Source organism: Endozoicomonas sp. GU-1 (assembly GCF_027366395.1).
Lineage (GTDB): Bacteria > Pseudomonadota > Gammaproteobacteria > Pseudomonadales > Endozoicomonadaceae > Endozoicomonas.
This window is the reverse complement of record NZ_CP114771.1, coordinates 4,512,988-4,524,775: the sequence shown is the minus strand read 5'-3', so window position 1 is coordinate 4,524,775 and position 11,788 is coordinate 4,512,988. Positions and strand designations below refer to the sequence as shown.

The 11,788-nt window shown below is 48.2% G+C and carries 9 protein-coding genes; 4 read left to right on the top strand and 5 right to left on the bottom strand.

Annotation, left to right across the window (positions count from 1 at the left end; translation table 11 throughout):
* Positions 1–120 precede the first annotated feature (120 nt).
* Complete coding sequence (locus O3276_RS18685; protein WP_269672668.1) at positions 121–1,863, bottom strand: SufS family cysteine desulfurase; 1,743 nt, start codon at positions 1,861–1,863, stop codon at positions 121–123.
* 342 nt (positions 1,864–2,205) lie between these two features.
* On the opposite strand from O3276_RS18685, the gene ilvG reads away from it, so the two are divergent.
* The gene (gene ilvG / locus O3276_RS18680) at positions 2,206–3,723 is read left to right on the top strand and encodes an acetolactate synthase 2 catalytic subunit (protein ID WP_332328136.1); all 1,518 of its coding nucleotides are present in this window, start codon (positions 2,206–2,208) and stop codon (positions 3,721–3,723) included.
* Positions 3,724–3,858: 135 nt separating this feature from the next.
* The gene (ilvM, locus tag O3276_RS18675; protein ID WP_269672667.1) at positions 3,859–4,119 is read left to right on the top strand and encodes an acetolactate synthase 2 small subunit; all 261 of its coding nucleotides are present in this window, start codon (positions 3,859–3,861) and stop codon (positions 4,117–4,119) included.
* Positions 4,120–4,166: 47 nt separating this feature from the next.
* On the opposite strand, the gene O3276_RS18670 is transcribed toward ilvM, so the two are convergent.
* Positions 4,167–5,126, bottom strand: a complete 960-nt coding sequence (locus O3276_RS18670) for a LysR family transcriptional regulator (protein ID WP_269672666.1) — start codon at positions 5,124–5,126, stop codon at positions 4,167–4,169.
* A gap of 366 nt (positions 5,127–5,492) precedes the next feature.
* On the opposite strand from O3276_RS18670, the gene O3276_RS18665 reads away from it, so the two are divergent.
* Positions 5,493–5,957 carry a hypothetical protein gene (locus O3276_RS18665; protein WP_101746581.1) on the top strand — a complete coding sequence of 155 codons (465 nt, stop codon included), beginning with the start codon at positions 5,493–5,495 and terminating at the stop codon, positions 5,955–5,957.
* A 338-nt stretch (positions 5,958–6,295) separates the two neighbouring features.
* On the opposite strand, the gene O3276_RS18660 is transcribed toward O3276_RS18665, so the two are convergent.
* The 3 genes from O3276_RS18660 to O3276_RS18650 all read right to left on the bottom strand — a co-directional run bounded on the left by O3276_RS18660 (position 6,296) and on the right by O3276_RS18650 (position 10,078).
* Positions 6,296–7,936, bottom strand: coding sequence for a hypothetical protein (locus O3276_RS18660; RefSeq protein WP_269672665.1), 1,641 nt, complete (start codon positions 7,934–7,936; stop codon positions 6,296–6,298).
* 25 nt (positions 7,937–7,961) lie between these two features.
* A complete protein-coding gene (locus O3276_RS18655; RefSeq protein ID WP_269672664.1) occupies positions 7,962–8,321 on the bottom strand; it encodes a hypothetical protein in 360 nt (119 codons plus the stop codon).
* Between the two features lie 428 nt (positions 8,322–8,749).
* Positions 8,750–10,078 (bottom strand): hypothetical protein, encoded by a 1,329-nt coding sequence (locus O3276_RS18650; RefSeq protein ID WP_269672663.1) that lies wholly within the window; start codon positions 10,076–10,078, stop codon positions 8,750–8,752.
* Between the two features lie 183 nt (positions 10,079–10,261).
* On the opposite strand from O3276_RS18650, the gene O3276_RS18645 reads away from it, so the two are divergent.
* Positions 10,262–11,617, top strand: coding sequence for an ankyrin repeat domain-containing protein (locus tag O3276_RS18645; protein ID WP_269672662.1), 1,356 nt, complete (start codon positions 10,262–10,264; stop codon positions 11,615–11,617).
* Positions 11,618–11,788 lie beyond the last annotated feature (171 nt).

Sequence of the window (11,788 nt, the reverse complement as noted above, 5' to 3'; positions counted from 1 at the left end):
TTTATCCTTCTTTAATTTCAGCTAAATAATGAATCTGATGTCTTTTTCTATATAAATCAGTGGTATTATCGGTCGCCCCGGGTCAGGATTAAGTTCGGTCAAAAATGGACAGAGCCCAGCTTAACGATAGCGATAAGCAACCGCCTGAATCTCCCTGACAATTGCCTTAAGCCCATTGCCCCTGGATGGGCTTAAATGATTAAACAGATCCAACTCACGGAACCACAGGTCAATATCTTCCTGCCCAATCTCTGCCGACGTTTTCCCTGAGAATACCGCCAGAACAATCGCTATCAGCCCCCGGATCACTCTCGCATCGGAGTCAGCAATAAAGTAAAGCCGCATGGTTTCATCGTCATAGTGATGATGCAGCCAGACGCTGCTCTCGCAACCATGAAGTCGGGCATCATCATTTCTCCATTCCCCCGACAGCACAGGCAGCTCTTTGCCCAGCAGCATGATCTGGCGGTAACGTTCCTGCCAGCCTGAAAGCCCATTCAACCGTTCTGTTATCGTGGCAAGGTTCGGAGCCTGCTGACGAAAAATCTCTGGCAGGTCAGTTGTCTCACTGATCATTGTCTGGGTCTGATCACTGTTCATTTCAGGGTGAGCAATATACAACGGTGAATGGTGGAGCTTATCCATGGCATCCACAAAAGCCATGGCTTCATCAATGGTGTTATAGAGGGCAAAAGAAGCTCTGACCGTTCCATTGAGGTCCAGACCCTCCATCAGGGGCATGGCACAATGATGCCCGGTTCTGACAGCAATCCCCTGTTGGTCAAGCATCAGCCCGATGTCCTGATTATGGAGTTCACCGGAGACAAACGACACGACGGGCGCTTTCCACTCTGCCTGACCAATCAGACGGATACCGCTTATCTGGCTTAACCCCTCCTCCACCAGCTGACGCAGCTGATGTTCATGGGCCTGCATGGCGGCAACATCGATATCCGCTAAAAACTCCAGCGCTTTGCCTAAACCAATGGCGCCGGCAATATTGGGGGTTCCTGCCTCAAATTTGAACGGCAGGCGATTAAAGCGGGTGCCGGAAAAACTGACATGCTCAATCATCTCACCACCGCCCTGCCAGGGAGGCATGTTTTCCAACAGCTCCCTTCGCCCGTACAGCACACCGATTCCCGTTGGGCCGTAGACCTTATGGCCGGAAAACACATAAAAGTCGGCCCCCAGCGCCTGAACATCCACTTTCTGATGGGCAACAGCCTGAGAACCGTCCACCAGGACCAGGGCACCGGCCTGATGGGCAAGCTCGATAACCTCTTTAATGGGGGTGATCGTACCAATAGCATTGGAGGTATGGGTCATTGCCACCAGCCTGGTGTTATCCGACAGCAATTGCCGGAACTGTTGCATATCCAGATTGCCAGCATCATCCAGCTCAACCACCCTGATGGTGGCCCCGGTGACGTCAGTCAGCAGTTGCCAGGGAACGATATTGGCATGGTGCTCAAGGCGGCTCAGGATAATCTCATCGCCAGCCTTCAGCTGGCTTCGTCCCCAGCTGCTAGCCACCAGATTGATGGCTTCAGTCGCGCCCCGAGTCCAGATAATCTCTTCTGTAAAACGGGCATTGATAAAGTGGCGGGTGGTTTCTCTGGCAGCTTCAAACCCATGGGTCGTGCAGGCACTCAGGAAGTGCGCTGCCCGATGCACATTGGCATTCTGCTCCCGATAATAGCGGTCTAGCGACTCAATAACCGACACCGGCTTCTGTGTGGTTGCCGCATTGTCCAGGTAGACCAGCGGATGGCCATGCACGGTCTGTGACAACAGGGGAAACTGCTGCCGGAGGTTATCAACATCCAGCACAGTGGGTTGAGTGTCGGCCTGGCCTTTCATAGTGACCTCCATGGTGATCGTGCCTCTGGGTTTCTGGCACTGCAAATAATGCTGTGCTATATAACCTGTACGTTAAACATTTAAAACTGATAAAACCTATGATGCTTTCAGCCCTGAACCAAACAGTCATTCTTAACGTGGTGATTATTATCACCGCGGGTGGCTTTGTGGGCTGAATAAGCAGCTGTCACAAAACCCCCGCACCGAAAGGTCCGGGGTTTTTTTATACCTGATAAAGGAGAAAAGTCATGCTTAACCTGATCGTGCTATCTGTCATTATCGTGCCTGTCATTCTATTTGCAGCGATTACCCTCAACATCTGGCAGTCGGGGGATCATCGATATGAATGGTGCTGAAGCAATTGTCCAAACCCTGGTTCACCACGGTGTTGACACCGTTTTTGGTTACCCCGGCGGCACCATTATGCCGGTGTATGACGCCCTGCTTGACGCCCCTGTTGAGCACCTGCTCTGCCGCCATGAGCAGGGAGCCGGTTTCGCCGCTATTGGCTATGCCCGCTCAAGCCAGCGAACCGGTGTCTGTATTGCCACCTCAGGCCCTGGCGCAACCAACCTGATCACGGCGCTGGCAGATGCCATGATGGACTCTGTCCCCATTGTTGCCATTACCGGCCAGGTACCCACCAGTGCCATGGGTACCGATGCCTTTCAGGAGATGGATATGCTGGGGCTTTCCATGGCCTGCACCAAGCACAGTTTCCTGGTGACAGAGCCGGATCGGCTCTGCCAAACCCTTCACCAGGCATTCACCCTGGCCAATTCCGGACGACCGGGCCCTGTCCTGGTGGATATTCCCAAAGATATACAACAGGCTCCCGCCAGCTGGCAGCCACCGCTGGACCTGGTTGAGAACGGTTTCCACCCTGATCAGGCAGCCCATAACAGTGTTGATCAAGCGCTGCAACTTATGCTCTCAGCATCCCGCCCCATCGCCTATATCGGTGGTGGTGTGAATATGGCTGGTGCTACACCGGCGTTGCGCCATTTTCTGCAAATGACCGGCCTGCCCAGTGTCTGCACATTAAAAGGGCTTGGTACTGTACCGCCAGGCAACGAGGCCTATCTTGGCATGCTGGGGATGCATGGCAACCGGGCGGCGAACACGGCAGTACAACGGTGTGACTTATTGGTTGTTGTGGGTGCCCGTTTCGATGACCGGGTGACTGGCAAACTGGACACGTTTGCCCCTGATGCAAAAGTTATCCACATCGATATAGACCCGGCAGAAGTGCACAAACGCAGAGCGGCACATGTCGTCTTTCATCAGCCCATGCCCTGGGTACTGAAAGAACTGTCCATCGCTTTACCCGTCAACAATTGGCACGGCCACTGCCAGCAACTCAAAGAAGAGCATCAATGGCGATACGACAAACCCGGTGAAGCGATTTATGCGCCCCTGCTGCTCAACCAGCTATCCCGACAGCTGCCGAATAATGCCATTATCAGCTGTGATGTCGGGCAGCATCAAATGTGGGTTGCCCAGCACATGGCTTTTCACCACACCCTTAACCATTTGACCAGTGGCGGTCTGGGCACCATGGGCTTTGGTCTGCCTGCCGCCATCGGCGCTGCCATGGCACGGCCGGATGATACCGTTATTCTGGTATCCGGTGACGGCTCATTTATGATGAATGTGCAAGAGCTGAACACCCTAAAAAGAAGACAGCTGCCGATTAAAATAGTCCTGTTGGATAACCAGAAGCTGGGCATGGTTCGCCAGTGGCAGGCGCTGTTTTATCAGGGCCGTTACAGTGAAACTGATCTTTCCGATAACCCCGACTTTATTTCGCTGGCCAAGGCCTTTTGGTATTGGCGGCAGAACCATCACCCATCGGAATGAGGTAACGTCAGCCCTGGATGAGATGTTGCGTGTGAGTGGCCCATGGTTGCTCCATGTGCGCATTGATGCCATGGAAAACGTATGGCCCCTGGTGCCACCGGGTGCCGCTAACCATGAAATGTTGGAGCAACACTCATGAGCTTCCAGTTATATCTGCAATGCCATCAACAGCCTGATGTCGTGGAGCGGATACTCAGAGTTATCAGACACCGGGGCTTTACTCTGAACACCATGAGCATGACGCCTTCCCGCTGCGGTGGCAGAATTGAGTTATCCATGACTGTTTCCAGCTCGCGACCTGTGCATCTTCTGATTACCCAGGTTGAGAAACTCCACGATGTGCTGGCACTGAGATGCATTGATACAACGTCCAATACTGATGTCGGCAGCTATTGATACCCCCGGCCAGCCTGGCCGGATGAATCATGGCCTTACCGGCGAGTTCAGTGAGTCAGCACATCCACTTCACCATTGATAATGGCCTCCTGTCGTTCCATCTCTTTCAACTTGAGACGGAAGCGATTAATGATGAACTCCCTGAACCAGCGATGTGCCCGGTTATGCTCCCAGTACTCCGGCCACACCACGTAGTAGCTGACTCTGGGAGGTTTACCGGGCAGTGTTTTTATCGTCATATCCCGGGCATAAGTATTGTAACGAGCCGCTCTCTCCATTGTGAGCAGAATATGACAGGTGTCCCTTACCAGCTGCAAACCGATGGGCAGATTGGGTGTTTTCGCAACCACACGGATATTCTCACTGAGGCCTTCCAGATAGTCCCTGATGAAATGAGGACTTCCCATCCACGAAGAGTGGCGAATCACCGGGTACTGCTCAAGGTCTTCAATGGTTATCTCCTGATCAACGAGAGGATGATCCTCATGCACCATGGCACAGATACTATCCTCCATTAATAGCTCGTAACTGAAACCGGCAGGTGGCTTGCCAATATACCCAAGCACCAGATCGACCTGGCCGGCCTCCAGCTTTTTATCCAGCTGCGGGCTGAACTGTAACAGTTCAAAATTAAAATGCGGTGCCTGTTTCCAGAACTGGTGCAGGATTTGTGGCAGGATTTGCTCAAGAACAATATAAGTCCCGGCAATGGTAAAGTTTTTTTCGGTAATCCAGGGGTCAAACTGCTGGTTCTCAAATATGGTGCTGGCTTCCGTCACTACCCGGTTCACGTCGTCTTTCAACGCCAGCGCTTTTTCGGAGAGAAAAATACGGTTGCCCTGCCTGACCAGAATCGGATCATTCAGGGCTTCACGCAACTGAGCCAGGGTCCGGCTCATGGCGGACTGGGTAACATGCATCTGCTTCGCAGCCAGGGAAACACTTTGAGTATCGAGTAACGCCTTGAGGCCCGGCAAAAGGTTCAGGTTAAGTCTGTACAAGTTCATACTTTGGTAACAGGCACCCCAAAGATTGAAAGCACCATCTAAAACAAAAGAGCCGGATCAATCAGCTCAGAGAGAAAAAAACAGCTGACCTGTAAAAGCCCAGGCCAATTTGACCACGAGACTATAGTTATACCACTTTAACTTCATCAGTATTATTCCCTATACATTCATCGCTAATCAGGTACACTGGAAACAGGAATCAGTGTCAGAGGACATTCTCAATCAGGCAAATGGCCATGTCTGAATACACGTTTGAAGTACTGGTCTCATGGCTAATTGAGAACGCCCCCGACTCTGGTGAATCTGGCCTTGGCGCCTGACAAACTACGGGTCAGGCATCCGCTGAAACAGCTTTCAGGAGGGTCTATGAGCCAAAACAAGTACAAAAGTATTCAAGATCTGGTAGATAACTACATTGCCTCTGGCCTTTCTGCCAGAGAGTACGTTGAAGCCCGTGTAGATGCCGGAGATCTTAGTGCTGCCGAAGCCCTGAAACTGCTGTCTATTCTTCGAGAAGCACAGTCTATTACCTTTAAACTGGCCGAAGTCAGTGATGACGAGTTTTCCGGTCTGCACATGGTCCTTGTTCGCAAGGAAGAGGATGAGCTTGCGGATGACGCCTCTCCCCTGTTCAGTATTGAAATCGATGAAAGCCTGAACAGCAATCGTGATGATGTTATTAACCTGTTGCAAAAATTTGCCAAAGAGCTGGCCGTGCTGGCGACACGAGGAGAGCTTGAAGAAGCAGAAGCCATAGATACCATTGATGACAACCCTGAAGACTGGCTGGATCACCCCAATATTCTCCCCGCCAGTGAAACCCGTCACTGATAAGGAAGCGGTCTCACCCTGCCCTCTCAACACTTGAAAGAATAAGCCCGGCAAGTTCCGGGCTTATTTTTTGATGGATAAAAGTGAATAACTATTTCTGGTTATATAGCTTGTTCGTTAGTCATCAACAGATTCATTGATCAAACCATTGAATGACCTGTGGATAACTGACTGCATCGCACTATTTTCAAGCCTCACAAAACTCTGGTTATTTTTTGTACAGCACAGCCAAATTAATCAGCGATTTCCCTGAAAAACTCTGGAACCCGTTTGCTTAAAATAGCTATTGATCTCACAGTAAGGGGTCTTACAGGGTTACGTCCTAATCGCCTTAGCAATCAATCATCCCCGCCGAAACCGCCTCCACCAAAACTGCTGCCACCGTTATCACCTCCATCATAATCACTTCGACTGTGCCCACCTCCACTGTACCCACCTCCACTGTACTCATCTTCACTGTAGCCACCTCCACTGTACCCACCTCCACTGTACCCACCTCCACTGTACCCGCCTCCACTGTGCCCACCTCCACCGGAACTATTTAGGCTGAGACTACTCACACCGAGGCTACCTAAACTGAGCACACCTGAATAGAAATAGGCAACATCATCTGCAACGTCTCCAATGTCTGGGGAAGAAACGACTAATTCAGAGGTGAGATCAACGTTGCCTAATGATAAGTGTGCACTGATATCAAGAGACAGGTTGGCAATACTCCCAACATCAATATCACCTGAAAAGCCGGAAGCGGGTATGGATAAATTTTCTGCACACGTAGACGGAGGAAGATCTACACACAATTCACCAGAATCAGATCCATAAGCCGTATTGAATGTACGTTCCGGAGTGAGAAATAAAGCAACATACAGATACGGCATCCAAAAGCCGTCTACCAGAAAATATCTTTCGGTGGGTTTCATTTGAGTCAAGTCAGAGTAATAACTGCCAAGTTGCTGGTGGAGCAACGGCAATGAGAGACATAATTCTTCCTTTTTCCGTTTCGCATTTTCATGGATTTCGCATAATTTACTTGACACCTCAGAGTTTAACTGGGTCTCGAGATTACAAATAGCCGTGGTTTTTATATTCTTATATTTGTTTTCTAAAGTTTGATTAGCTTTGATTTTACTAATGATTTCAACTATGACGCTTGGTTTCTTAAACGTTTTTTTATGACCATGCCACGACCTGTGTATTTCCTTAAAATATGATTCAATCACTTCTTCGCCCGTTTTTCTCATTTCGTCTGTGGGCGCCACTATCATAGCCTCCATGGCAAGCCGAACAGCTTTATTTAAAGTTTCTTGAAAGTTTGTTATGTTAATATCATTACGACTGCCAATATGTCTGAAAAGATAGTTAGCTTCTTTAAATTCCTGGCGGGCCATTATAAGTTTTTCATCAAATTGCCTGGTTAGCCCTGGGGTTGTGGCAGAGTATTGATTCTGATACTCAGTTTTGTGTAATTCAACAACCCCCTGAATCTGTGACTGACAATTTTCTATAAAATCATTTGCTGATTTCTCAGCAGCTTTATCAAACTGCTGGAAGATTTTCTTTTCAATAAGATTCTTATGAAGTTTTTTGAGCTCAATATGGTATGGATACTTTGCTAAACCTTCCAGGCATAGCTTGCTATGATCTTTATCAAAAGCTGGGTTCAAGGCGAGCTGATAAAAATGATCGGCACTGACAACACAGGACATCACTTTTTCATATAAGCCATCAAAGAACTCCTTACGAATACCGGGGCTTAATTGACTGAATTGCTTAAATGCCTCCAGAGCATCATCAAAGTTGTTAATAGATGCATGCAATTTGCTGAATATTCTTTCGGCTACCTCATCCCGGCCCAGTCCAGCGATATTTACTCTGTAAAAAGCCGCCTTACTATCAACTAATGTTTGGGCCTCATTGCACAGTACAGAAAATGCCTTTTTGAGTATTGCTTTTTCATCATCTTTAACAAGGCTTTCCATTTTTTCATTAAGTAAAAATAGTGAATCAGAACATACCTTCTCTTTGGGTAAACGCTCTACTCTGTTTATCAAATGCTGGATAAGTGCTTTGTGACCTGAAGTTGACAGCATAATTTGTAAATTCACGGTGATAGGTATCAAGCTTGTCATTATTTTTTGTAAGACCTAATCTCAATCGATAAGATTTGCGAAGCAGGTATCGCAAGGGAAATTTGTTAACTACTTCTATTATTTTGGCGCGTCTATGCAGCTCGATACCTTGTGGTGCTGGTGTTAATTCCGATGAATCAATGTTCACAAGGGGGAGCGTAGGGCTGGTCGTTTGCTCTTCTTGCTGTTCTGGATAGCGTGTCGAAAGGCTATTTTCAAACGAAGCGGGTATCATAATAATATCCAACTTGAGAGGTCAGCCAGGCTTGCTCACTGAGTCAAGCAGCTTTACTCAATTATTGTTCATGTAGTAGAGCAGATGTTTCAAACATTTCTGATCGATTAGTCAGGTTGAACTGTGACTTTGCAAGAACGTTCCGTGATTTTTCGTTATTTTCACATTATTTGAAATCTTTGCAGCATTTCTGATGAAAGCTGTCCTTCCAATTGAATGGATCAATGGAAGGACAGCGGCCCCGGAGGTAGCAACGGTACTTAGGGTAGACATTAAGCGTCTACTCCCCTCTTCGGGTAGTTAAAGATGGAACCACGAAGGACACGAAGAGCACAAAGAAGAAATTTTCTTTTCCTTCGTGCTCTTTGTGTCCTTCGCTTTTCCATTCAAAAGCCATTGAAAATGGAGGGGTAAGCTTAATGTCCACCCTAAGAGCGTGTATTGGCAGAGAGAATAGCCTCCACATAAGAAGCGCCATTCTCAGAAAACCCACCCAGCAAATCGGTGATAACCGCTATCAACCGGTTATAGCCATCCTCTCCGGAAGTCTTTAACACCGTTGCCTGCAACGCAGACCTGGTATTCAGTTCAGAATATTCCACCATGGGATCATCAACGTAGTGTTCCGGCATGGTCTGTTCCAGCACCTCGTGAATATCATGAGCTTTCTCATAAGCCTGCCTGGAAATGACCGTAACAATGTGATCATCCTCATAAACTCTGGCAGTTGTTTGTCTCGTTAATGCCTGAATGGTCGGGTGTTGCCGGTTTTTCTCTGCATAAGCCTGACTCATCACCTGGCTTTGAAAGTCTTCAAGGACTGTGTGCCGGTTGGATGCCAGTTGGATCGCCTCTTTCTGCCCTTGTGGGAAACCCACAAGATTCATTAAGCCAACCCACAGGGTTGCCACGGTATTATTGCCCGGTACCGGCATCACATGATACGGGTTGGAAAAATCACTGAGATAGTGGAGCCCCCACCCCATAAAACGCCATCCCCAGTAATCATGCCCCTGACTGAAGGCAAACTCGGAAAGCTGCTTAAAGGACTGGATGCGATACTCCGGATACGTCTGCTTTAAAAAACCACCCAGGGCATAAAGCACCGATGACTCATGGTAAAAGCCCATGTGGAAAGGTGCCTGTGTACCATATTCCAGGTTTGGATTACCAAACGGCTGCTTACCAAACCCATAGATCTTGCCGTAGTCGGTATTGCTGTCGGTAAACAGGCCTATATCCAGCCCGTGATCCGGTTCGTCCGTGGCCGTTGTGACGATATCGATGGCTGAGGCCTTATCCCCCGGTTGCAGCTGAACCAACTGCACAGACACCAGATGATCAAAATTCTTCAAAGTGCTCACTGACTGCGGCTTAATGGGTGGAGACAATCGTTTTTCCCCGGGAAGAAGCTGTAAATACAGAGGCCATTTGGTATTTGGGTTAACACGAATGGCATGGGCAAAGCGGGTACGAATATCGTCTTTGTTGCCCGTCGCCCTGAAGGCCAGATCTTGCGGACGGGGCGCGTAGTGCCATAAATTTTCCTGCATCCACTGCTCCTGCTGGTCCAAAAACGCTGCCAGCGCCTCTTCATTAGCCAGCAGAAAGCTTTCCAGGCTTTCTACTGTCACCGGGGCAGCATCCCGAACCGGCGGCAGTGTCGCCAGCATCTGGTGAGTGACCAGAGTGTGGTTGGACCAGGAAAACGCCTGGGCAGAGATCAGCAAAGACAGCAGAAGACATAAGATACGCATAGGCAGGCTCGGTAAAGTAACGTTTTTATTAAATTTATTGCGCGTATACCATAACGAGAATGACGGGTTGATGGCAATCAGCTACCAACAACACAATACGAAAAAAGTACGGAACTTTAAAACAGTTTTAAGGCCTAATATCTTTGGTGATTGGATATATGGCATTATCTGATCAATCACTGAATGGCTGAACAACCCGCAGTTGCCCGTATGTATTTGACCAACCCCATCTTCCTCTCTGACTCTGTTGACAGGGTTTATGGGGTACATCTAAAACATCATGACCTCAAGCCATTAGCATCCGACGGCAGTGAATTCATTCCGGATAAAACAGGCCTTAAAACCACTCTCAACGGTGTATCCGTTCGGGCGATCTATCACCCCCCTCACCTGTATATGACTAAAACGGGTACTTTAAATTCAGTCATTTATGACGGTGCCAGTATCAATAATCCCTATGAATACCAATTAGCTAAAGATGCTAAAATAATCATTCCTTCAAGCGCTTTTCCCATGTTCAGAAGTGAAATGAAAGATGGGGATAGGCTGGCAATCAGCACCAAATCAATGAAGTACAAATATCAGATTGCTGAAGCCCATCATTCGCCAAAGAAAGAAGTAACAGGGATAGCCGTTCTTGGTTCAGAAGAGCCTGCTAACACGACCGAAATTGAATACCTTAAGTCTCTGGTTGAAAAACATGTTTTAAAGCCCAGAGACACAGCATTCATCCCTACCATGCTGCCCATCAGCACCAGGGAACTGATTTATTTTTTTGATAAAGCCTACCGCTGTAAGGATAAATTATTTGACAGTGATTCCGGGCAGCAAACATTACTGACCATTGTCTCAAAACGCCAGCAGTGGGATGTTTGCTTCAAGCTACTGGAACTGGGGGCCACTCCCGATGCTGGTCATCACGGTGATAGCATGACGCCACTTCACATGGCGGCAAAAGCGGGACAATCCGATCTGCTGGAAGCCCTGTTGCTTCATAACGCCAACCCCAACATGACTACCGGGCCCTGGTCCTACAAGGGCGAGTGCAAGAGGATGACGGCATTAAGGTTTACCCTGCTGTATAAAGGCAAAGATAAAGAAGAGAGCGCAAACGTCAGAAAATCAATGATTCAAACACTGCTGGAAAGCGGTGCCGACCCAATGACCATCGACACGACAGAGTTAGCTGAATTCATTGAACCGTTAGAATTAATGTTTGAGACCTTTCTGGTTGCCCCAACAAATTCAGTAAAACACACCAGACTCCGGCAAAAATACCAACAATATCTGGAAAAATTAGCAGCCGATGCTTCAGATATTCAAAAAAAACTGAGGTCCGATTGCACGTTTGCGCAGCGAAAATCAATGGAGAATCTATTGAGGTTACTGGATAAGCTGTCCAGCAGGGCAGACACAGTGCCAACACTTCAGAACGTATGCCGTGCCGTCATTCGTCCCGAACTGAATTTCCCAATCCGCAGAAGCATCAAGGAACTCGATCTTCCCGGAAAATTCGAAAAATTCATCTCTGACAGATAGTGAATTCTGATGAAAACCATGTACTCGTTGTCGCATCACAGGTGACCACCAGACAGCTCGCTCTGACAGGAAGAAAAACCCTGTAAAACAAGGGGAAAAAGATCAAGAAGGAAATGACCAGACCGGGTATAAATTTCTTGCATACCACTATGCTCTTTAGTACAAATAAAC